A 23415-nucleotide genomic window follows, 5' to 3' on the forward strand; every position below is an offset into this window, starting at 1 on the left:
GGCCACTGGAACAACCGTGCGCACACTACTGCGCATAGCGTGGTACCGTCTGACGCGCACAAGCGAGAGCGGGGCGTATCGCCGGAGAGTGATCCACCCGGGTGGCGGTGTCGGCAGGTTTTTCGTTGCGCTGTAAGGGGTTTGCCGGCAGGAGAAAGGATGCGACGGGGGTGGTGATCGTGCGAGGACAGAGGAAGGGAGGGGTCGATGGAGATCAGCCAGCTACTCAAGGGAGTGCTGGACCTGGCGGTGCTCGCCGTGTTGCGATCGGACGACGGCTACGGCTACGACGTCCTCCGGCGGCTCCGCGCGGCCGGCCTGGACGAGGTGGGGGACGCCTCGGTCTACGGGACGCTGCGCCGCCTGTACAAGGCCGGGCTGCTGAACTCGTATGTCGTGCCCAGTGAAGAAGGACCGCACCGCAAGTACTACAGCGTGAACGACTTGGGCCGCCTGCGTCTCGCGGAGTCGGGGAACACCTGGCACACGTTCGCGAAGACGATGGACAACCTGTTGGGAGAACCCGTATGACCACGCAGACGCCGACCGCCGCGCGAACGTACCTCGCCAGGGTGCGCACCGCGCTCGCCGACCTGCCGCCGGCGGAGATCGAGGAGATCGTCGAGGACGTCCGGCCGCAACTGGTCGAGATCACCGAGGAGGCCGGCGAGGACGTCCGGCTGGAGACCCTGATCGAACGGCTGGGCACCCCCGAGAGTTACGCCGCCGAACTGCGAGCCGCGGGCGACTACCCGCCGCCCTCGGCCGAGGAGAAGCCCGCGGCGGCCAAGTCCGCGGGCCGCGTCGTGCCCCGGCTGGCGCTGTGGGGCTTCGTGGCGGGCATCCTCGTCGTCGCCCTGTTCGGGTTCGGGGCCGGTTCCACCCTGCGGGCCGAGGTGTTGCTCGGCGCTCTGCTCGGGCTGGCCGTCATCGCGGCCAGCGGACGGTACGTGCACAAGCACGGACTCGACCAGGTGAACTCACTGCCGGAGGTGCGTTCGCTGCGGAATCTCCTGTCCTCGGCCCGCGAAGGCCGTGGCGGTGAGGCGTTCGGGTACCTGGGCAGCCTGCGCCCGGCGTGGTGGCTGCTGTGCGGCGTCACCCTGCTGCTGTTCGGGCTCGCGATCGTCATGCGGGAGGCGAGCTGGCTGGTGCTGTTCCCGGTCTTCCTTATCGCCGCGGCGGCGATCGTCTGGGCCGGGCCGCGATCCTCCTCGGACCGCAGGCTGCGATGGGTGACGCTGCCACTGTCGGCGCTCGTCGTCGGCGGCGGGCTGGGCATGGCCGGATACGTGCTCGACCGGGTGGAGAACAACTACTCGTACAACTCCTACAACGCCTCGGGACGCAGCGGCAGCGGAACGCAGGAACTGATGTACGGCAATGAATCCGTCGACAACGTGTACGCCTTCGACGCCGAGGGCAAGCCGTTGACCGAGTTCTACCTCTACGACGAGCAGGGGCGCCCGATCGCGATCCCGCGCTACGCCTGCGAACCGGAAACCGGGGAGGAATCTCGCCAGGGCACCGACAACCGCTTCCCCCGGCCGCGGATCGTCCAGGGCGCGTACGACGACCAGGGCCGGTACAACGGGTACAACGCCTACCGGGCGAGCTGCACCACGACCGACGGCGTGCCGTTCACCGCGGCGATCCCGAAGCAGCAGCCGGCACCGGCACCGCCCGCTCCCGCGCCGACGGGCACGACGACATCGGCCCCCGGAGCGCCCGCGCAGACGACCACGGCGCCGCCGCCCGGCGGCTGAGTGGGAAGCCGGCCATCGGGACCGGCAGGGGGCAGGTGGGGAGCGGACTGTCGGGGGCCGCTCCCCACCGCTGTCCCCAGGCCCGGTCGCGGACAAGCCGGTCGGTGGAACCGGTCGTGGGCAAGACAGCGCCGTGTACCCCGTCTCGGGGCACACGGCGCGTGGGCTGGTACGTGGATCAGTTGGTCGCGAACGGATTCCCCATCGCGAGTGCACCGAGGAGGTCACGGCCCCGCTCGGCGTTGCGCGGCTGGCACAGCACGTCGTACCTGCGCGCGACGAGCTGGCTGCTGGAGACGAAGTCCCGCTTGCCGCGGGTGGCGCGGTAACCGATCGCCGCGGAGACCAGGCCGAACACCACACCGGTCACCAGGCCGATCAGCATCGGGGCGATGCCCGCGCCCTGGGTGAACAGCGTCAGCAGCAGTCCGACGAACAAACCGAACCAGGCGCCGGAGAGCGCCCCGCTGCCGAGTACCCGGCCCCAGGTGAGCCGTGCGGCGACCCGCTCGACCAGCATCGGCTCGACACCGACGATGGTGACGTCCTGTACCGGGAACTCGCTGTCGGCGAGGTGGTCGACGGCACGCTGGGCGCCCTCGTAGGTGCCGTACGACCCGATGGGCCATCCCTCGGGCAGGGTCGGCAGCGCCGATGGTCGTTGTGCTCCGGCGAATCCAGGTGTCGTTGTCGCGCTGGTCATGATCTCTCCTCGACAAGAGAAGTACTCGGGTTCCTACACACTGCTCAACGCCCCCGCCGGGCCGGTTGTGCCCCGGATCCGAAGTTCACAGCCGACTATCAGCTCGTGTCCTGCGCCACAGGGGATCAAGAAGACGTCAAGGAACGCCCGCGCGGCGTCAAAGACCCGTCAGGCGTACTCCCCGGCGAGCGGTCACCGGCGCAGGCTTGCCCTCGACGCGGTACCCACATGGGGGACCGCCAACCAGAGGTGCGGAGATCGACGTGGCCGACATCGGGTACGCAGTGCTGTTGATCGGCGGGTTCGCCGTGCTCGCGCTGATGCTGCGCGGGATGGAGAAACTGTGAGCGGGGCCGATGTCGCGGCCGAGGTGGTGAGCGCGGTGCTCGCCCTCGGGCTGGTCGTCTACCTGCTCGTCGCCCTGATCCGGCCGGAGAAGTTCTAGATGCCCGCCCGCATCGGAGCACCCGCGTGCCCGGGTACACCGCGATGACCGACACCACGGCCGGACTGCTTCAGCTCGGCATCCTGCTTCTCGCACTCGCCGTCGTGTACCGGCCGTTCGGCGACTACATGGCCCGGGTCTTCTCCGGTGACCGGCACCTGCGGGTCGAGCGTGGCCTCTACCGGCTGCTCCGGATCGACGCCGGAGCCGGGCAACGCTGGCCGACCTACGCGCTCGGTGTCCTCGGCTTCTCCTTCGCCTCGGTCGCGGTGCTGTACCTGTTGCAGCGCCTGCAATCGGTGCTGCCGTTCGGCTTCGGCCGCGGCCCGGTGGACCCGGCGACGGCGTTCAACACGGCGATCAGCTTCGTGACCAACACCAACTGGCAGTCCTACGTTCCGGAGACGACGCTGGGCCACGGCGTCCAGATGCTCGGCCTGACCGTGCAGAACTTCCTGTCCGCCGCCGCCGGGATGGCCGTCGCGATCGCCTTGCTCCGCGGGTTCGCGCGGGCGGGCTCCGACCGGCTCGGCAACTTCTGGGTCGACCTCACCCGGGCCACGGTCCGTATCCTGCTGCCGATTTCGGTGCTGTTCGCCCTCGTGTTCGTGGCGCTGGGAGTGGTGCAGAGCCTGCGGTCCGGCATCGAGGTGACCGGTGCCGACGGGACACCCGGCACCATCGCGCTGGCTCCGGCGGCGAGCCAGGAGGCCGTGAAACTCCTTGGCACCAACGGGGGCGGCATCTTCAACGCCAACTCGGCGCATCCGTTCGAGAACCCCAGCGCGTGGACGAACCTGGCGCAGCTCTTCCTGATCCTGGTGATCCCGGTGTCACTGACCCGCACCTTCGGCACCCTGCTCGGCAACCACCGGCAGGGTTACGTGCTGCTCACGGTGATGGCGGCGATCTCGACGGCGATGCTGACCGTGACCTGGTGGGCGGAGTCGAATCCGAACGGGCCCGCCGCCCTGTTCGCCGGCGCGAACCTGGAGGGCAAGGAGCAGCGGTTCGGGATCGCGCTGTCCTCGTTGTTCGCCAACTACACCACCGGCACGTCCACCGGCGCGGTCAACTCCATGCACGACAGCTACTCGGGTCTGGGCGGCGGGACCTCGCTGCTGAACATGCTTTTCGGTGAGGTCGTGCCGGGCGGGGCAGGCACCGGGCTCTACGGGTTGCTGGTGCTGGCCGTCATCGCCATGTTCCTCGCCGGGCTGATGGTCGGGCGCACCCCGGAGTACCTGGGCAAGAAGCTCGGCAGGCGGGAAGTGACCTGTGCGGCACTGGCGATCCTGACGATGCCCGCGCTGGTCCTGCTCGGTTCGGGTGCCGCGCTGCTGCTGCCCGGAACGGCCGGGGCGCAGGCGAATCCGGGTGCGCACGGTCTGTCCGAGGTGCTCTACGCCTACGCCTCGGCCGCCAACAACAACGGCAGCGCCTTCGCCGGGCTGACCGTGACCGGAGACTGGTTCCAGTCCACATTGGGCATCGCGATGCTGCTCGGCCGGTTCGTGCCGATCATCGCCGTGCTCTGCCTGGCCGGATCCCTTGCCGGGCAACGGAAAGTTCCGGAAACCTCGGGCACCCTGCCCACCACGGGGCCGCTGTTCGGATCGATGCTGGCGGGCACCGTGCTTCTCGTCGCGGCGCTGACGTTCATCCCGGCGCTCGCCCTCGGACCCATCGCGGAGGCGTTGGCATGAGCACCACCACAGAAGGCCCGGCGCACCCGGACGCCATCGAGCGACCGGTCGCCGCCCGTGTCGGAGCCGGGATCTTCAGCCCGCGGCAGCTTCGCACCTCGTTCCCCGAGGCGCTGCGCAAACTCCACCCCCGCCATCAGGCGCGCAATCCGGTGATGTTCGTGGTGTGGGTGGGTTCGGTGCTGGTCACCGTGTTCGCCGTGCTCGAACCCAGCGTGTTCACCGTGCTGATCGCGATGTGGCTGTGGCTGACCGTGCTGTTCGGCTGCCTCGCCGAGGCGGTCGCCGAGGGCCGCGGCAAGGCGCAGGCGGACTCCCTGCGGCGCACCAGAAAGGAGTCCGTCGCGCGGCGGCTGACCCCGGACGGCGCCCAGGAACAGCTGCCGGGGGCGGAGCTGCGCGTCGGCGATCTGGTGGTGGTCGAGGCGGGCGAGGCGATCCCCGGTGACGGCGACATCGTCGAGGGCATCGCCACGGTCGACGAGTCCGCGATCACCGGCGAGTCCGCCCCGGTGGTCCGCGAGTCCGGCGGCGACCGTTGCGCCGTCACCGGCGGTACGACCGTGCTGTCCGACCGGATCGTCGTGCGGATCACCACGAAACCGGGCGAGTCCTTTGTGGACCGTATGATCGCGCTCGTCGAGGGTGCACGGCGGCAGAAGACGCCGAACGAGATCGCGCTGACCATCCTGCTGTCGACGCTGACGATCATCTTCCTGCTCGCCGTGGTGGCGCTGCAGCCGATGGCCGTGTATTCCGGCAGCCGCCAGTCCCCGGTCGCACTGACCGCGCTGCTGGTGTGCCTGATCCCGACGACGATCGGCGCGCTGCTCTCGGCCATCGGTATCGCCGGCATGGACCGGCTCGTGCAGCGCAACGTGCTCGCGAGTTCCGGCCGCGCCGTGGAGGCCGCGGGCGACGTGTCCACCCTGTTGCTGGACAAGACCGGAACCATCACCTTCGGCAACCGCCGGGCCACCGAACTGGTCCCGCTCGGTGGCAGCGCCGCCGAACTCGCCGCCGCGGCCCGGCTGTCCAGCCTCGCCGACCCGACGCCGGAGGGCCGCAGCATCGTCGAACTCACCACGGGAGTCCACGGCCTGCCCGCCGAGGCGGGCGCGGCCGAACTCGCCGCCACCTTCGTCGAGTTCACCGCGCAGACCCGGATGAGCGGCATCGACCTCGGCGGCGACCGGATCCGCAAGGGCGCCACCGAGTCGATCCGGGACTGGGTCCGGGAACGGGGCGGCGAGATCCCGGCGTCGATGGACGAGGTGGCCGACCGGATCAGCGGCGAGGGCGGCACCCCGCTGGCCGTGGCGAAGGAGAGTGGCGGCACCGCCACCGTGCTCGGCGTGATCCGGCTCTCCGACGTGGTCAAGCCCGGGATGCGGGAACGCTTCGCCGAGCTGCGCTCGATGGGCATCCGGACCGTGATGATCACCGGCGACAATCCGTTGACCGCCAAGGCGATCGCGGCCGACGCGGGCGTGGACGACCATCTCGCGCAGGCCCGTCCGGAGGACAAGATGGCGCTGATCCACCGGGAGCAGGAGGGTGGACGGCTGGTCGCGATGACCGGCGACGGCACCAACGACGCCCCCGCGCTCGCCGCCTCCGACGTGGGTGTCGCGATGAACACCGGCACCTCGGCGGCGAAGGAGGCCGGCAACATGGTCGACCTCGACTCGGATCCGACGAAACTGATCGAGATCGTGGCGATCGGCAAACAGTTGCTCATTACTCGGGGCGCGCTCACCACGTTCAGCGTCGCCAACGATCTCGCCAAGTACTTCGCGATCCTGCCCGCGATGTTCGTGGCGATATATCCGCAACTCGGCGATCTCAACGTGATGGGCCTGGCCACCCCGGAATCGGCGATCCTCTCCGCCGTCGTGTTCAACGCGCTCGTCATCGTCGCGCTGATCCCGCTGGCACTGCGCGGCGTCCGCTACCGCCCGGCCACCGCGTCCGGACTGCTCCGGCGCAACCTGCTGGTCTACGGCCTCGGCGGGATCGTCACCCCGTTCGCCGGGATCTGGCTGATCGACCTCCTTGTCCGTCTCATCCCCGGGATCGGTTGACACCATGCGGAAACACCTCGCCCAGACGTTCGCCGGACTGCGCGTCCTGCTGGTGTTCACCGTGCTGCTCGGCGTGGTCTACCCGCTCGGAGTCTGGACGGTCTCGCGACTGCCCGGACTGCGGGCGAACGCCGAGGGATCCGTGCTCGTGGCCGACGGCACGCCGGTGGGCTCCGCGTTGATCGGGGTCGACCCGGTGCCCGCGGATCCCGCCCGGGACCCGTGGTTCCACACCCGCCCTTCCGCGAGCGCCGAGAACCCGCTCGGCCCCGGTGACCCCTCGGTCTCCGGCGGGTCGAACCTGTCGGGTGACAACCCCGGACTCCTGGAATCGGTGACAGGGCGGCGGACGGCGATCGCCGCCAGGGAGGGCGTCCCGCCCGGGCGGGTGCCCGCCGACGCGATCACCGCCTCGGCGTCCGGCCTGGACCCGGCGATCAGCCGTGAGTACGCGGCCCTGCAGGTACCGAGGGTGTCGCGGGTGACCGGAATTCCGGAGCCGCGATTGCGCGAGCTGGTCGGCGAGCACACCTCCGGGGGCATCGGCGTGCCCGGGGTGGCGGTGCCCGAGCTGAACCTCGCCGTGCGCACCGCCGTGGGCGGGTGAGGATGGCCCGGCAGGCGCACAATGACGGTGTGCGGGACGAATCCGGTGACGGCGCCGCCGCCCCGCGCCGGGGGGAGCTGCGGATCCACCTCGGCGCCGCGCCGGGCGTCGGCAAGACCTTCGCCATGCTCGGTGAGGCGCGGCGCAGGCTGGAGCGCGGCACCGACGTGGTCGCCGCCGTCGTCGAGACGCACGGCAGGGCGCGTACCGCCGCACTGCTCGACGGCATCGAGACCGTGCCGCTCCGGGCGCACGTCCATCGCGGCACCGAGTTCGCCGAGCTGGACCTCGACGCGGTGCTGGCCCGCCACCCGGCGGTGGCGATCGTCGACGAGCTGGCGCACCGCAACGCACCCGGTGCCCGCAACGGCAAGCGCTGGCAGGACGTGGAGGAACTGCTCGCGGCCGGCATCGACGTGCTGTCCACGGTGAACGTGCAGCACCTGGCCAGTCTGGGCGACGTCGTCGAGCGGATCACCGGCGTCGCCCAGCAGGAGACCGTGCCGGACGAGGTGGTGCGCAGGGCGGAGCAGGTCGAGCTGGTGGACATCACCCCGGAGGCGCTGCGGCGCAGGCTCGCCCACGGAAACGTCTACCCCGCCGAGCGGATCGACGCCGCCCTTGGCAACTACTTCCGTCCCGGCAACCTGACCGCGCTACGGGAGCTGGCCCTGCTGTGGGTCGCCGACCAGGTGGACGTCGCGCTCCAGCGCTACCGCGCCGAGCAGCACATCACCGACACCTGGGAGACCCGCGAACGGGTGGTCGTCTCGGTGACCGGTGGGCCGGAGAGCGAGACGCTGATCCGGCGCGCCAGCCGCATCGCCGCACGTGCGGGCGCGGAGTTGCAGGTGCTGCACATCCTGCGCGGCGACGGGCTGTCCGGCACCGGGCCCGCCGCGCTGGGCCGCTGCCGGACGCTGGCCGAGGACGTCGGCGCGACCTTCCACACCGTCGTCGGCGACGACGTGCCGCGCACCCTGCTGGAGTTCGCCCGCGGGGTGAACGCCACGCAACTGGTGCTGGGCACCTCACGCAGGCCCCGGATCGCGCGACTGTTCGACGAGGGCATCGGCGCGGCGGTGGTGCGCGATTCGGGGACCATCGACGTGCACATGGTCACCCACGCGCAGGCGGGCGGGCGGCTCGGCGGCCGGAGCAGGCGCAGCCCGCTCACCCCGTCCCGCCGCGTCATCGGCTGGCTGCTGGCCGTGCTCGGCCCGGCACTGGCGACGGCCGTGGGGACCCTGCTGCGCGGCGACCTCGACTTCTCCACCAACGTCGTGGACTACTTCCTGGTGATCGTCGTCGTGGCGCTGGCCGGTGGACTCGGGCCCGCGCTGCTCGCCTCGGGACTCGCCTCGGTGCTGCTGAACTTCTTCTTCACCGAGCCGCTGTACACCTTCGGCGTGGACACCCAGCGCGACCTGGTCACGCTGGCGGCGATGGTGGTGGTGGGCGTGCTCGTCGCGCTGGTGGTGGACACGGCCGCCCGGCGGGCGGGACAGGCGGCCCGTGCCCGCACCGAGGCCGCGCTGCTCGCCTCCTACGCCAGGACCGTGCTCACCCACGCGGAACCGCTCGGCAGGCTGCTGGAGAAGATCAGGGAGAACTTCGGGCTCACCTCCGTCGCCTTGCTGGAGAAGCGATCCGGAACGTGGAACCGGGTGGCCGGTACCGGTGCCGACCCGTGCGGCGATCCGGACCAGGCTGATGTGGACATCGCCGTGACCCCGGAGGTCCACCTCGCCCTGCGCGGTCGCACGCTGCCCGCCACCGACCGCCGCGTCCTGCACACGGCGGCGGGCCAGGCGCTGGTCGCCCTGCGGCACCAGCGGATGGCGGCCACCGCGTCCACAGCGGAACGCAAGGCGGAGGCCACCGAACTACGCACCGCGCTGCTCTCCGCCGTCGGCCACGACCTACGGACCCCGCTCACCTCGATCAAGGCCTCGGTCGGCAGTCTGCGGGCACCGGACCTGACGTTGTCCGCACAGGACACCCGCGAACTGCTGGAGGCGATCGAGATCTCGGCGGACCGGCTGACCGGGCTGGTCGGCAACCTGCTGGACTCCTCGCGGCTGGCCACCGGCACCGTCCGGCCGCACCTCGGCCCGGTCGCCTACGACGAGATCGTCACCCAGGCGTTGTCCAATGTGGATGGATCCGCCGGGGTTCTGATCGCCGTGGACGAACGGCTGCCCGAGGTGCTGGCGGATCCGGGCCTGCTGGAGCGGGTCGTGGCGAATCTCGTCGACAACGCCCTGCGGCACGGCGTTCCCACTCGGTCCGATGTAGACGGTGCGCCGGTCGCCGTGCGGGCAAGCGCCCACTCCGGCCGGGTCGAACTCCGGGTCGTCGACCACGGCCGGGGCCTGCCGAAGGGGCACGCGGAGTCGGCGTTCGCCCCGTTCCAGCGGCTGGGTGACCGCGACGCCACCCCCGGCGTCGGCCTGGGACTGTCCGTCGCGAAAGGATTCACCGAGGCGATGGGCGGAACCGTCCGCGCCGAGGACACTCCAGGCGGGGGGCTCACCGTGGTGCTTTCCCTGCCCGCGGCGGAACCCGACGGCGAGGGGGCATGATGCGGCCGAACACCGACCCGCCCGGCTCGGAGCCGGCGACCGTACTGGTCGTCGACGACGAGCCGCAGATCGTCCGCGCCCTGCGGATCAACCTCACCGCGCGCGGCTACCGGGTGGTCACCGCCCACGACGGGGCCGCGGCCCTGAAGGCCGTCGCCGAGTGCGGGCCCGATGTCGTCGTGCTGGACCTCGGCCTGCCGGACATGGACGGAACCGAGGTGCTGCACGGTCTCCGGGGCTGGACGACGGTGCCGGTCATCGTGCTGTCCGCCCGCGGTGACTCGGCCGACAAGGTGCGGACGCTCGACGCGGGGGCGGACGACTACGTCACCAAGCCGTTCGGCATGGACGAGTTGCTGGCCCGGCTGCGCGCGGCGGTCCGGCGTTCCGCGGCGGCAAGTGCAGGGGACGGGGAGGCGCTGGTGGAGACCGAGTCGTTCACCATCGACCTGGTGGCGAAGCGGGTCCGCCGGGACGGTGCCGAGGTGCACCTGACGAGAACCGAGTGGGGTGTGCTGGAACTGCTGGTGCGCAACCGGGGCAGGCTCGTATCGCAGAAGCAGCTCCTGCACGAGGTGTGGGGGCCCTCGTACGACACCGAGTCCCACTACCTGCGCGTCTACCTGGCGCAGTTGCGCCGCAAACTGGAACGGCATCCCTCCCGGCCCCGCCATCTGCTGACGGAACCGGGAATGGGCTACCGGTTCGAGCTGTAGCGGGCCGGCTCTAGCGGCCCGTCGAGCCGCCGCTGGACGAGGTGCCGGTCGGCGTGCCGCTGTCCGAGGACGTGGGGGGCGTCGTCGGCTTCGGAGTGGTGCTCGTCGGCGGCGTCGTCGGATCCGGCTGCGTGGTCGTCGGCTGCGGGGTGGTCGTGCTGGGGATGGTCGGTCCGGGCGTCGGTCCGGGGCCAGGCCCGGGCCCGGGTGCGGGTCCCGGTCCGGGGCCAGGGGTCGGCAGTCCGGTGTCCGGGTCCGTGCTCGACGGCGGTTCGAGGGTGGTGGTGGTCGGCCTGCCGTCGGGCCCGATGCTCACCGTGGTGGTCGGTGTGGGGGAGACGGTGGTCGAGGGCAGCGGCTCCGCGACGGCGACCCCGCTGATGGTCTGGCCGGGGACCTGGCTGCCGGGCACCATCTGCGAGCCGGAGGTGCCACCGGTCTGCGGGGAGGTGCCCCCCGCGTCCGCCGTGGCGTTGCCGCCGGCGAACTCCGCGACTCCACCGAACACGGTGGCGACCACGAGACCGCCGAGCGCGAGGGCGATGTAGCCGTTGCGCCGCTGCTTTCCCTGCGCCGGTGGCGGGGGCGCGACCTCGACCCGGCCGTGCGGTTCTGACCCCGTCGACTGGGGCATGAAAAGCTCCTTGGTGCTGGGGAGGGGAGAAAGTCACACCCGGACGAGTTAGTCAGGGTGAAGGACTCGCCCCGGACGGTATCATCTTCCGCTAACCGTCAGCGAGCGAGTGGGCGCGCAGGCGTAACAGATCGCCACGATCAGGAGAAGACAGGGTCCACGGGTGGGTGAGATGACAGGGTCCGTGCGACTGACCGCATGGGTGCGCGGCCACGTTCAGGGGGTCGGCTTCCGCTGGTGGACCCGCAGCCGCGCACTCGAACTGGGCCTGACCGGCAGCGCGGGCAATCTCCGGGACGGCCGCGTCGAGGTGGTGGCCGAGGGGTCCGAGGCCGCCTGCCGTGACCTGCTCGCCGCCCTGCGTTCGCAGACATCACCCGGACGGGTGGATCACGTGGCCGAACGATGGTCGGTCGCCAAGGGCGGGCTGGCCGGCTTCGTCGAGCGCTGACCGCCGGTGCCCGGCGTGGTGCGCGGCGATCCGTTGCCACCGGGGTCGTCTGGGACTCCTGTTGCTGCTGTGAACTGCGAGTTCACCGGCCGCGCCGGGTAGCCCCCCGCGTCCCACGGTGCCGGTGGCGGCCCGGGTAACATTCCTCGTCGCCCAAACCCGGAACGGCGGTCGGAGAGGTCAGCGCCACGTGCACCTGAAAAGCTTGACGCTCAAGGGCTTCAAGTCCTTCGCATCGGCTACCACGCTGCGCTTCGAACCCGGGATCACCTGTGTCGTCGGGCCGAACGGCTCCGGCAAGTCGAACGTGCTGGACGCGCTGCGCTGGGTGATGGGCACCCAGGGCGCGAAGGACCTGCGCGGCGGCAAGATGGAGGACGTCATCTTCGCCGGCACCTCGGGCCGGGCGCCGCTGGGCCGTGCCGAGGTGACCCTGACGATCGACAACTCCGACGGAGCGCTGCCGATCGACTACACCGAGGTGTCGATCACCCGCCGGATGTTCCGCGACGGCGCGAGCGAGTACGAGATCAACCGCAGCACCTGCCGGCTGATGGACGTGCAGGAGCTGCTGTCCGACTCCGGCATCGGCCGCGAGATGCACGTCATCGTCGGCCAGGGCCAGCTCGCGCAGATCCTCGAGGCCAAGCCGGAGGAGCGCCGCGCCTTCATCGAGGAGGCCGCCGGTGTCCTGAAACACCGCAAGCGCAAGGAAAAGGCGCTGCGGAAACTGAACGCGATGCAGGCCAACCTCGACCGCCTCGGCGACCTCACCACGGAGCTGCGCCGCCAGCTCAAACCGCTGGGCAAGCAGGCGGAAATCGCCCGCAAGGCCCAGGCCGTCCAGTCCGAACTGCGCGACTCCCGGCTGCGCCTGCTCGCCGACGAGCTGGTCACCCAGCGGACCGATCTCGCCCGCGAGGAGGCCGACGAGAACGCCGCGCGCGCCCGCCGGGCGGAGGTCGAGCAGGTACTCGAGGTGGCGACCGCCGAGCAGGCCGACCTCGAGGCCGCCATCGCCGAGGACGCGCCGAAGCTCGCCGCGGCCCAGGACACCTGGTACAAGCTCTCCGCGCTGGCCGAACGCCTGCGGGGCACCGTGCGGCTGGCCGTCGAGCGGCAGCGCCACCTCTCCGCCGACGTGGAATCCGCGTCCGGCGGTCGGGACCCGGAGGAACTGCTCGCCGAGGCGGAGCAGGTCGCCGAGCGCGAAGCCGAGCTGGCCGAGGCCGTCGGCGAGGCCCGCGCGATGCTGTCCGAGACGGTGCAGCGGCGCGAGGACCTGGAACGAGCGGTGCAGACCGCGGAGAAGGCGCACATGGCGGCTGTCCGCGCGATCGCCGACCGCCGCGAGGGCCTGGCCAAGCTCACCGGACAGGTGGAAGCGCTGCGCAGCAAGAACGGTGCCACCGCCGACGAGATCGAACGGCTCACCGCCGGCATCGAGGAATCCTCCGCCCGCGCGGAACATGCGGTGGAGGAGCTGGAGGAGGCCCGCGCGGAAGGTGGCGTCGAGGAGTCCGACGACGCCGACCTGCAGGAGCGGCACGACCGGGCCGTCCAGGCGAACCACGCGGCCAAGGCCAGGGTCGAGGAACTGGTGAAGGCGGAGCGCACCGCCGAGCGCGACATCGCCTCGGAGAAGGCGCGGGTGGACGCGCTGTCGATGGGGCTCAACCGCAAGGACGGCGCGGGCGCTCTGCTGGGCGCCTCCGGTGAACTGCCCGGCCTGCTCGGGTCGATCGCCGCGCTGCTGACCGTGGACGCCGGGTACGAAGTGGCGTTGGCCGCCGCGCTGGGGCCCGTCGCCGACGCGGTGGCGGTAAGCGCGGGCGACGATGCGGTGGCGGCACTGAAGTACTTGAAGGACAACGACTCCGGGCGTGCCGGACTGCTGCTGGGCGACGGGCCGGGGTCCACTGTGGACACCGATCCGCCCGGGAACTGGCCCGCGCTGCCCTCGGGGGCGCGCTGGGCCCGCGACGTCGTGCGCTGCCCGGAGGCGTTGCGTCCCGCGGTGGAACGCGCGCTGCACCGGATGGCCGTCGTCGGCACGCTCGACGCCGGCCGCGACCTGGTGCTGGCCCACCCGGACATCAGCACGGTGACCGGCGACGGCGACGTACTCGGTGCCCACTGGGCGGTCGGCGGTTCCGCCCGCAGCGAGAGCGTCATCGAGGTGCAGGCCGCCGTCGACGAGGCCCAGGACCGGATGCTCGCCGCCGAGCGCGCTCTGGAGCGCACGGCGGCGGAGCTGGAGGGCGCCCGTGCCGAGCAACAGGCCCGGCGTGAGGAAGTGGGCCACGCCAAGGAATCGCTGAGCGAGGCGAAGGTCCGCAAGGCGCGGTCCACCGAACGGCTCGACCGCATGCAGCAGGCGGCCCGGTCGGCCGAGGCGGACGTGACCCGGCTCCGCGACCAGCGGGCGAAGGTGGAGCAGAGCCGCGCGGACGCGTTGACCAAGCTCGCCGAACTGGAGGAACGACTCTCCGCCGTCGCCGAGCAGCCGGTGGACGAGGACCCGGACACGGCCGCGCGGGACGAGGCGGCCGACGCGCTGGCCGTCGTCCGGCAGGAGGAGGTCGACTCCCGGCTCGCGCTGCGGACGGCCGAGGAGCGCTCCCGCGGTATCGCCGGCCGCGCGGAATCGCTGCGGCGGGCCGCGCACGCCGAGCAGCAGGCCCGGGAACGGGCGGAGAAGGCCCGCGTCGCACGGGCCCGTGGCGCGGAGATCGCGGAGGCCGTCGCCAACGGCGGCGAGATCGCGCTGGAGCGTATCGACGTGTCCCTGCAGCGCGCCGCCGCCGAACGGGACGCGGCGCAGGCTCGCAGGCAGGAACGTGAGTCCGCGCTCGGCACCGTGCGCAGCAGGGTGCGGGAACTGGCAGGGGAGCTGGAGAAGCTCACCGACGCCGTGCACCGCGACGAGGTGTTGCGCGCCGAGCAGCGGCTCCGGCTCGAGCAGCTCGAGACGAAGATCGCCGAGGACTTCGGGATGGGCCTCGACGACCTGGTCGCCGAATACGGTCCGGCTGTGCCGGTGCCGCCCGGTGAGGGCGAGGTGGCCGAGTACGAGTCGGCGAAGGAACGCGGCGAGGACGTCGTGAAGCCGCAGCCGATCCCCTACGACCGGGCCACGCAGACCCGGCGGGCGAAGCGGGCCGAGAAGGACCTTTCCCTGCTGGGCAAGGTGAACCCGCTGGCGCTGGAGGAGTTCGCCGCGCTGGAGGAGCGGTACCGGTTCCTCTCCACCCAGCTCGAGGATCTGAAGGCCACGCGCAAGGATCTGCTGACGGTCATCAAGGATGTCGACGAGAAGATCCTGGAGGTCTTCGCCAGCGCCTACGAGGACGTGGCGCGCGAGTTCGAGGTCGTGTTCTCCGTCCTGTTCCCCGGCGGCGAGGGGCGGATGATCCTCACCGAGCCGAACGACCTGCTCGCCACCGGCGTCGACGTCGAGGCCCGACCGCCGGGCAAGAAGGTCAAGCGGCTGTCGCTGCTCTCCGGTGGGGAGAAGTCCCTGGTGGCCGTCGCCATGCTGGTGGCGATCTTCCGTGCCCGGCCGTCACCGTTCTACGTGATGGACGAGGTCGAGGCGGCGCTGGACGACACCAACATGCGCAGGCTGATCGGCCTGCTCGAACAGCTCCGCGCGGCCTCCCAGCTCATCATCATCACGCACCAGAAGCCGACGATGGAGATCGCCGACGCGCTGTACGGCGTGAGCATGCAGGGCGACGGCATCACCAAGGTGATCTCGCAGCGCCTGCGTGCGGAACGGGCGGCACCCGCCGCGATCACCGCCCCGGCCCCGGCGGCGGGCGAGGGCCAGGCACCGGCGGCGGCCGAGGCGACGGACCCGGCCGAGGGGCCACAGGACGTGACTCCGGGCCCCGGCGAGGTGCCGCAGAACGCCGACGCCGCCGGGCACGCGGACCTCGGCGGGACCGTGGACTCCGCCGCCGAGGCGGCCGGCGGAGCGCCCGGACAGGTCTGAACCACCGGTTCGACGCCCGCCGAGGTCACCGAATCGGTTCACTGAGCGTTGTGACGTAGATCACCCACCTGGCTGATAGACGCGCGTAGTTAACTTGTCCTTTACTCAACGGGTAATCGATTACTTGGTTACCGGCTTTCCTGGGTGGCCGGTGTCTTCAGCATGCCCGAATGCGAGGGAGTCCTTGTCGTGCCCCGAAAAAGCCCTGCCCCGGAACGTCGCAGAAACACCCGAAGACTTGCCGCACTGTGGCTGCCACTGCTGGCCGTCATCGGCCTGGTGATCGCCCCCGCCCAAGCCACCGGCGCGCCCGCCCTCCCGCAGGCCGCGACCGCGGGCAAGGGCCCGGTCGGCTGGGACACCTACCGTTCACTGGACGGCCTCGCCCGGATGCGTCCCGGCGAGCAGCTCAAGCAGTTCTCCAGCTTCGACCGCGCGGGCGGCAACGACGACGGTTTCGAGGGCACCTACTCCTGCCTGCGCAACGAAACCGACGGACGGTGCGTACTCGCCGAGGCCGCGGGCCCCGGCGAGATCTCGACCATGTGGTTCACCTACAGCCCCGACTCGATCGCGGCCATCGGTGCGATCACCGTCGAGATCGACGGCGAGGTCGTCCTGGAGGGCTCGCTGCAGGACATCGTGAACGGTGCCAAGGGCGCCCCGTTCGTCTGGCCGCTGGTGGGCAACTCCGCCGACACGATGGGCGGCTCGGTGATCAAGGTCCCGATGCCGTACACGAAGTCGATGCGGGTGACCACGCAGAACAACCCGCACTTCTACCACGTGACCTACCGGCAGTTCGCCGACGCCGAGGGTGTCACCGCCTTCGATCCGGCGGATCAGGCCACCGACGTCGTCGAGGGAATGCGCGGTTACGGCGTGTGGGACCCGAAGCCCGCCGCGCAGGGTGCCGAGGCGCAGGCCACGGACCTTGCGATCGCGGCCGGAGCGAACCAGTCGGTTCCGGTGACCGCCGGTCCGCGCTCGATCAGTGAGCTGCGCCTGCGCCTGCCGCAGGTGGTCACCAGCCCGCAGGTCTACGACGACGGACGGGCCTACGGACCGGGCGGCAGCGGGTTCTCGGCGGCCGTGGCGGAGAACAACGAGGGTGTGCGTATCACCCGCCGCTACGACCCCAAGATCGCCGACCAGCGGGCGACGGTCGCCGTCGAGGGACAACCTGCGGGCGAGTGGACGCACGGTGCCTCGGTGCCGGAGGCCTGGGCCGACCAGGCGATCGAGGTCGCTCCGGCGGTCACGGCGGGCAAGTCGCGCATCCGCGTGGAGAACGCGTTCGTCTCGTCCAGCCTGGACGTCAACGAGTTCCGCTACGACGTGCACTCCAAGGTCGGCGGCGAGTGGATCCGGACCGACGTTCTGGACGTAGGCCCCAACCACGCGAACGAAGAGGCCGCGCACGAGTACACGATCGGCGGCCAGCGTTGGGAGGGCCTCGGTGTCTTCCGGTACCCGGTCGACCCGGCGGCGGTGACGACCTCGGACGCGATCCTGGAAGGACTGCGGCTGCGGATCACCTTCGACGGCCAGACCACCGTCGACTCACCGATCGGCGAGTTCTTCGGTTCCGGCCTCGGCAAGTACGAATCACGCACGCTGACCCACTCCATCGACACCACCGAGAACGGCGCCTTCACCTCCTGGTGGCCGATGCCGTACGCGGAGAACGCCGTCGTGGAGCTGGTCAACGAGTCCGGGGTGGAGATCACCGGTGGCAGCCTGACGCTGACCTCGGCACCGGACGCCTCACTGCCGGGCGCACTCGCACCTGGCGGGCCGCTCGGGCACTTCCACGCCACCCACGACCGCGGTGACGCGGTGCAGGGTGAGGAGTGGAAGTTCCTTGCTGCGGAAGGAAAGGGCGTCTTCTACGGCGTCTCGGCGAGCATGCGCGGGAAAATGCCGGCCGAGGTGAACCAGCTCGCCTTCCTCGAGGGCGACGAGCGGGTCTACGTCGACGGTTCGAAGAGCCCGAGCGTCATCGGCACCGGTTCGGAGGACTTCTACGAGTCCGGCTGGTACTTCATGGACGCCGAGGCGGGCAGCCGGGAAGCGGTGCCGTACGCGATGCCGCTCGCCGGCGCGGTCGGCTCCGAGTCGGAGGCCGACGGTTGCGCGCAACGCTGCCTCGGCGCGTACCGGCTGATGATCGCGGACGCGGTGCCTTTCGGCAGCGGCATCGAGTTCGACATCGAGCACGGGCCGGACTCCGACATCGCGGCGGACTACGGGTCGACGTCGTTCTGGTACGGGCAGTCCACGCCGAACGTCACCGAGACCGATGCGATCGACCTCGGTGACGACGCCAGCCGCACCGAGCACGGCTACCAGGCCGCGGGTGAGACCCGGGGCACGCTGGAGTCGACGTTCGAGGGCAAGGGTGACCGCACCCCGGTCGCCGGCGCGACCTCGTCGGCCACCGGTGCGGTGTCGTTCACCGCGGCGGTCAGCGAGGACAACGACGGGCTGCGCCTGCACCGGGTGTCCGACCAGGGCGAGGCGTTCCAGCGGGCAGCGGTGTTCGTCGACGACCAGCCCGCGGGCGAGTGGTACCAGCCGCTCGGCAACGCCTCCTCGCGCTGGCTGGAGGACGCGTTCGACGTCCCGGCGGCTCTCACCAAGGGCAAGTCCGGGGTGACCGTCCGGGTCGAACCGGTCGGCGGCGCTCCCGCGTGGTCGGCGTCGAGTTACCGGATGCTCTCACTGAACGGTCCGGTCGCCGCTGAGGCGGCGGACCGGGACTGACACCCGAGAGCACACCGTACGAGAAACGGGGCCCCCGCACCGGATCGGTGCTGGGGCCCCGTCTCTCGTACGCCAGGGCGGCGAGGCGACCGTGGTGGGACCGTCGAAGAGCCACGCCAGGGCCCGCCGCGATCCGTCCGCCACCGCCTCCCGTCGAGGCCCGCCGTGCCGCGTGACACGGGGTGCCGTACCGCGTGACACGGCCTGCCGTACCGCGCGACACGGGGTGCCGTACCGCCTGACACGGGGGCGGGGGGCGCAATATGTCGACGTATTGCGGTCGCGAGGAGCGCAATACGTCGACATATTGCGGGTTTGGGTGCCGCCGGGGGTCAGGCCTTGGGCTCGGTGGCCGCGGGTTCCTCGGGGGCGTTGATCTGCGCGTACCGCGGGTCGTCGCTCTTGTGCCGCAACGAGAGCAGCCCGCCGACGATCAGCGTGATGATCACGCCCAGCAGCGTGTACCAGGGGAACGCCAGTGCCACGTTGTCGCCCGCGGCCTTGCTGAAGTCGATCCCGACCACACTGCCGTCGGTCTTGTCGAACTTGACGCCCAGGATCACGAAGCCCATGACCACGACGGTGCTGACGAACGCGATGATGGCGTCGCGCTGCCTGGCCTTCTTGATCATCAGGCCAAGCAGGAACGCACCGAGCAGCGCGCCGTAGGTGTAGCCGGTGATCGAGAGGCCCTGCACGACGATCGGGTCGCTCTGGCTGGCGAAGGAGGCGAACCCGCCCGCGAACACGATCAGCAGACCGGCCCAGATGACCGTCCAGATGCGGCCCTGCTTGAGCCTGTCGGTGTCGGAGAGCTCCCGGCCGATGACGCGCTCGTAGACGTCGGTGACGGTCGAGGACGCGAGCGCGCCGAGCGAGGAACTCAGTGCCGCCGCGAGGATTCCGGCGATCACGAAGCCGGAAAGTCCACTTGGCAGCTCGGTCACGATGAAGTTGGCGAACAGTTCGTCGTTGCTGCCGAGGCCGAGCTGTTTGACCGGGTCGAGGCCGTTGTAGAAGGCCCACAGCATCACGCCGATGAACAGGAACAGCGCGAACTGGAAGAAGACGACGAACCCGCTGGCGATCAGCGCCTTCTTCGCCTCCCGCAGGTCGTTGGTCGCCTGCAGCCGCTGGACGATGAGCTGGTCGGAACCGTGCGAGGCCATCGACAGCACCGCGCCGCCGATCAGCGCGGCGACGAACGCGTACTGGCCGGTCAGCGGGCTGGACGAGAAGTCGAGGATCTGGAACTTGTTCGCGTCGAACGCACGGGTGAGCCAGCCGTCCGGCAGTTCGTTGGACAGCACCCAGATCACCGCGACGCCGCCGAGGACGTACCAGAGCATCTGGATCGCATCGACCCAGACCACGGCGCGCACACCACCGAAGAAGCTGTAGATCACCATGGCGATGCCCAGTGCCAGCACGATGATCCAGTACGACACCGAAAGGCCGTACGCACCGAGTACCACCTTGATCGGGATGGCGGTGGCGAACAGGCGCAGGCCGTCGGCGAGCAGGCGGGTGAGCAGGAAGGTCACCGAGGCGGTGCCCTGCACGCCGCCACCGAAGCGCTTGCCGAGGAAGGCGTACGCCGTCACCAGGTTGCCCGCCACGTACCGCGGCAACAGCACGAACGAGACCACGATCCGCCCGGCGATGTAGCCGATCGCCAGTGACAGGTACGTCATCCCGCCGGCTCCGGGCGTCGCGATGTAGGCCACCGTCGGCACGGACAGCACGGTCAGCGTGGACGTCTCCGCGGAGACCACCGAGAGGCAGGCCACCCACCAGGAGATCTTGCCCTCGCCGACGAAGTAGTCGTTACCCGACTTCTGCCTGCCACCGATCGCGATCCCCAGCAACGGCATCCCGACCAGGAAGACCGCGATGATCGCGAGATCCAGTGCGCGCATTGATATCTCCTACCGCTTTCGTGGTGCTGCCGCTACCCGTAGGCGGGTAATCGGTTCGGTGTACGGGGTGGGCATGGAAAGGCCGGCGGCGCCGGGGGTGAGGCTGCCGAGCACGCGGGGTCCCCTGGCCCCGGTCGCGCTCGGCACGTTGCCCGGCACACCGTGCCAGGTCAGCCAGCCGAGCAGTGCGGTCAGGTAGGCCTCCTTGGCCGCGCGAGGCAGCCCGAGGTCGTCGCTGGTCCGCAGATCGACGTCGCCGAGCCTGGCCGCGAGTGCTCGCATGAGCGCAGGGTTCTCCACTCCGCCGCCCGAGGCCACCAACGTTCGTACGGAGTGTCGGGCGCATTCCGTGGCAATGGTGGCCGCGGTGAGTTCGGTCAGGGTGGCGAGCAGGTCCGCGCCGCCGACGTCGGCCGTCGCGCGGCGCGCCTCGGCCAGGTACGCGGTGTGGAAGTGCTCCTTGCCGGTCGACTTCGGCGGAGCGGCCGCGTAGTAGGGGTCGGCCAGCAGCCGGTTCAGCAGCTCCTCCTGCACGATGCCGATGGCGGCGAGTTCGCCGCCCTCGTCGCTGCGCTTGGCGCCGCCGGTGACCTCGGTGGCGGCCAGGTCGAGCAGTGCGTTGCCCGGCCCGGTGTCGTAGGCGAGCACACCGCCGTCCGGGCCGACGACGGTGATGTTGGCGATCCCGCCGATGTTGAGGGCGGCGGCCGGTGCCGAGGTGGACTCGGCGAGGCCGCGCAGCCACAGGGCGTCGAGCGTGCTGGCCAGCGGAGCGCCGTGCCCGCCCGCCGCGACATCGCGGCTGCGCAGGTCGGCGACCACGGGCAGGCCGGTCCGCTCGGCGATCCACGCCGGGCTGCCGAGCTGGAGCGTGCCGAGCGCCGTGCCGTCCTCCACCCAGTGGAAGACGGTCTGGCCGAGCGAGGCGACCAGATCGGCCCGTCCGCCTGCCAGGTGCTCGACGCCTTCGCGGGCGGCGTCGCCGAACGCCTGCCCTGCCCGGGTGTCGAGCATGGTCAGCCGCTCGGCGCTGCTGGGCTGGGGCGGGAGCGCGTCGATCAGGTCCGAACGCAGGCCGTCCGGGTACGGGATCTCCAGCTCGCCCAGCGGGGTCAGGGTCAGCTCGCCGTCCGCCGCGTGCAGCTCGGCTGCGGCCACGTCGATTCCGTCGATCGACGTTCCGGAGAGTAGTCCGACCACTCGTACGGGTGGTGACGTATGGATTGCCACGGCAGTGGTCTAGTCCTTTCGCCGGTTTGGACGCAACCGGTTTGGTTTGTTCTTGTCCAAAATGAGTCATGGAAGGTCAATAGTTGTCCGAGGGTGTGCACGGCCGTACGCAGCGTCGGATGCGAGGATGACCGCGTGTCGAGCAACTCCTGGATCTGGGTAGTCGTCGTTGTCGTCGTCCTGCTGGCCATCGCGCTGGTCGCGGGCCTGGTGGTCGCGCGCAGGCGCAAGATCAGTCTCGGCGACTCCGAGCAGGCGAAGGTCGACGAGGCCAAGCCGAAGGGCGGCGGCTACACGGCGGGTGGCGGCATCTCGCTCGCCCCCGGTGGCACCCGGACCGAGGACGAACCGTCCGCCGGCGAGGACGACTCCGCGACGCACCCGGCAGGAGAGCGAACCGAGGTCGACGGCCAGCCTGGCGTCGGCGACGACGCCTCGGTGCCCCGGGACGCCCCCCGGCGCGGCATCGTCGACGTCGGCCTTCCCGACGCGCCCCCGGCGACAGAGCCCACCGAGACCGCCGGGGCCACCGACACCACCGAACCCGGGACCGAGCCTATCGAGGCCGAGCCCACCGAGACCGGGGCTGGGACCACCGAGCCAGAGCCCACCGAGATCGGGACCGAGTCCGTTCAGGTCGACACCTCCGCCCGGCCCGCCGATTCCGGTACGGCCGGTGCGCCGCCGTCCACGGCAGTGGCGCCGTCCGCGCCCGTCGTGGAGGACGAGATCGCGCCCGCCACGGGCCGGATCGAGCGGCTGCGCGGCAGGCTGTCGAAGTCCAGTTCCTCGCTGGGGCAGGGCCTGCTGGGCCTGCTGGGGGCGGGCGATCTGGACGAGGATTCCTGGCAGGACATCGAGGACACCCTGCTGATCGCGGATCTCGGCTCCGCCACGACCACCGAGATCGTCGGGACCCTGCGCGCGGAACTGTCCACCCGGGGCGTGCGGACGCCGGAGCAGGCCCGTGCCCTGCTCAAGGAGGTCCTGACCGACGCCCTGCAGCCCTCCCACGACCGGTCCGTCCGGGCGCTGCCGCACATGGTGGACGGTGCCAAGCAGCCCGCCGTGGTGCTGGTCGCCGGTGTGAACGGCACCGGCAAGACCACCACCACCGGCAAGCTCGCCCGCGTGCTGGTCGCGCAGGGCAGGCAGGTGCTGCTCGGCGCGGCGGACACCTTCCGCGCCGCCGCCGCCGACCAGCTCCAGACGTGGTCCGAGCGGGTGGGCGCGGAAACCGTGCGGGGCAAGGAAGGTGCGGACCCGGCCGCGGTCGCCTTCGACGCCGTCAAGCGCGGTGTCGACACCGGCGTGGACGCGGTGCTCATCGACACGGCGGGCAGGCTGCACACCAAGACCGGCCTGATGGACGAGCTGAGCAAGGTCAAGCGGGTCGTCGAGAAGCAGGCGAAGGTCGACGAGGTGCTGCTCGTGCTCGACGCCACCACCGGTCAGAACGGTCTCGCGCAGGCCCGCGTGTTCGCCGAGGTCGTCGACATCACCGGCATCGTGCTCACCAAGCTCGACGGCACCGCGAAGGGCGGCATCGTCTTCCAGGTGCAGCGCGAACTCGGCGTGCCGGTCAAGCTCGTCGGGCTCGGCGAGGGACCCGACGATCTGGCGCCCTTCGAGCCGTCCGCCTTCGTGGAAGCGCTACTCGGCTGACTGTGAGGATTCCATTCGCAGCCTGATGGTGCCGGGCTGTGGTCGGCAACCGCAGGGGTGACCCTTCGACTGACTGACACCGCCTGTCGGCCGGGGCGTGCGTCGGACTGCTCCGTGTGGGTGTTCGCCGCTGCGCCATTC

17 protein-coding genes are annotated in these 23415 nt (G+C 70.9%); 13 read left to right on the forward strand and 4 right to left on the reverse strand.

Features of this window, described 5'->3' with window-relative positions; genetic code table 11:
• Positions 1-207 precede the first annotated feature (207 nt).
• Positions 208-531, forward strand: coding sequence for a PadR family transcriptional regulator (locus CFN78_RS07415; protein ID WP_094861843.1), 324 nt, complete (start codon positions 208-210; stop codon positions 529-531).
• Positions 528-1766 (forward strand): HAAS signaling domain-containing protein, encoded by a 1239-nt coding sequence (locus CFN78_RS07420; protein WP_094861844.1) that lies wholly within the window; start codon positions 528-530, stop codon positions 1764-1766. The genes CFN78_RS07415 and CFN78_RS07420 overlap by 4 nt, the downstream gene beginning before the upstream one ends.
• A gap of 178 nt (positions 1767-1944) precedes the next feature.
• Here CFN78_RS07420 and CFN78_RS07425 read toward each other — a convergent pair whose 3' ends face one another.
• Entirely contained in the window at positions 1945-2469 is a 525-nt protein-coding gene (locus tag CFN78_RS07425) for a YflT domain-containing protein (protein ID WP_094861845.1), read from the reverse strand.
• A 206-nt stretch (positions 2470-2675) separates the two neighbouring features.
• Between CFN78_RS07425 and CFN78_RS29075 the strand changes: the two genes are divergently transcribed.
• The 7 genes from CFN78_RS29075 to CFN78_RS07455 are packed head-to-tail and all read left to right on the forward strand — an operon-like array spanning position 2676 to position 10612.
• Positions 2676-2816 carry a hypothetical protein gene (locus CFN78_RS29075; protein WP_165777463.1) on the forward strand — a complete coding sequence of 47 codons (141 nt, stop codon included), beginning with the start codon at positions 2676-2678 and terminating at the stop codon, positions 2814-2816.
• Positions 2813-2914 (forward strand): K(+)-transporting ATPase subunit F, encoded by a 102-nt coding sequence (gene kdpF / locus CFN78_RS28495; protein WP_110494992.1) that lies wholly within the window; start codon positions 2813-2815, stop codon positions 2912-2914. Before CFN78_RS29075 ends, kdpF begins: the two co-directional genes overlap by 4 nt.
• A 44-nt stretch (positions 2915-2958) precedes the next feature.
• On the forward strand, positions 2959-4620 hold the full coding sequence (kdpA, locus tag CFN78_RS07435) for a potassium-transporting ATPase subunit KdpA (protein ID WP_094861969.1): 1662 nt from the start codon (positions 2959-2961) through the stop codon (positions 4618-4620).
• On the forward strand, positions 4617-6704 hold the full coding sequence (gene kdpB / locus CFN78_RS07440) for a potassium-transporting ATPase subunit KdpB (RefSeq protein ID WP_094861846.1): 2088 nt from the start codon (positions 4617-4619) through the stop codon (positions 6702-6704). Before kdpA ends, kdpB begins: the two co-directional genes overlap by 4 nt.
• Before the next feature lie 4 nt (positions 6705-6708).
• Entirely contained in the window at positions 6709-7311 is a 603-nt protein-coding gene (locus tag CFN78_RS07445; RefSeq protein WP_094861847.1) for a potassium-transporting ATPase subunit C, read from the forward strand.
• A 2-nt stretch (positions 7312-7313) separates the two neighbouring features.
• On the forward strand, positions 7314-9896 hold the full coding sequence (locus tag CFN78_RS07450) for a DUF4118 domain-containing protein (RefSeq protein ID WP_094861848.1): 2583 nt from the start codon (positions 7314-7316) through the stop codon (positions 9894-9896).
• On the forward strand, positions 9896-10612 hold the full coding sequence (locus tag CFN78_RS07455) for a response regulator (protein ID WP_094861849.1): 717 nt from the start codon (positions 9896-9898) through the stop codon (positions 10610-10612). The genes CFN78_RS07450 and CFN78_RS07455 overlap by 1 nt, the downstream gene beginning before the upstream one ends.
• A 10-nt stretch (positions 10613-10622) precedes the next feature.
• Here the strand turns inward: CFN78_RS07455 and CFN78_RS28680 are convergent, their stop codons facing one another.
• Complete coding sequence (locus tag CFN78_RS28680) at positions 10623-11246, reverse strand: hypothetical protein (RefSeq protein WP_133116300.1); 624 nt, start codon at positions 11244-11246, stop codon at positions 10623-10625.
• Positions 11247-11418: 172 nt separating this feature from the next.
• Here CFN78_RS28680 and CFN78_RS07465 point away from each other — a divergent pair, with 172 nt between their 5' ends.
• From CFN78_RS07465 to CFN78_RS07475, 3 genes are all read left to right on the forward strand, one after another.
• Positions 11419-11697, forward strand: coding sequence for an acylphosphatase (locus CFN78_RS07465; RefSeq protein ID WP_094861970.1), 279 nt, complete (start codon positions 11419-11421; stop codon positions 11695-11697).
• Positions 11698-11887: 190 nt separating this feature from the next.
• Positions 11888-15694: a chromosome segregation protein SMC gene (gene smc / locus CFN78_RS07470; protein WP_094861851.1), complete on the forward strand. Its 3807-nt coding sequence runs from the start codon at positions 11888-11890 to the stop codon at positions 15692-15694.
• Between the two features lie 189 nt (positions 15695-15883).
• A complete protein-coding gene (locus tag CFN78_RS07475; RefSeq protein WP_240519318.1) occupies positions 15884-18460 on the forward strand; it encodes a glycoside hydrolase family 172 protein in 2577 nt (858 codons plus the stop codon).
• A 332-nt stretch (positions 18461-18792) separates the two neighbouring features.
• On the opposite strand, the gene CFN78_RS07480 is transcribed toward CFN78_RS07475, so the two are convergent.
• Together CFN78_RS07480 and CFN78_RS07485 are read right to left on the reverse strand one after the other, a co-directional pair.
• Positions 18793-20379, reverse strand: a complete 1587-nt coding sequence (locus CFN78_RS07480) for a sodium:solute symporter (RefSeq protein ID WP_094861852.1) — start codon at positions 20377-20379, stop codon at positions 18793-18795.
• A gap of 9 nt (positions 20380-20388) precedes the next feature.
• Entirely contained in the window at positions 20389-21609 is a 1221-nt protein-coding gene (locus CFN78_RS07485) for an anhydro-N-acetylmuramic acid kinase (protein ID WP_420807856.1), read from the reverse strand.
• A gap of 135 nt (positions 21610-21744) precedes the next feature.
• Between CFN78_RS07485 and ftsY the strand changes: the two genes are divergently transcribed.
• Positions 21745-23274, forward strand: coding sequence for a signal recognition particle-docking protein FtsY (gene ftsY / locus CFN78_RS07490; RefSeq protein WP_094861854.1), 1530 nt, complete (start codon positions 21745-21747; stop codon positions 23272-23274).
• Positions 23275-23415 lie beyond the last annotated feature (141 nt).

The sequence above is a fragment of the Amycolatopsis antarctica genome, assembly GCF_002262875.1.
GTDB lineage: Bacteria > Actinomycetota > Actinomycetes > Mycobacteriales > Pseudonocardiaceae > Amycolatopsis > Amycolatopsis antarctica.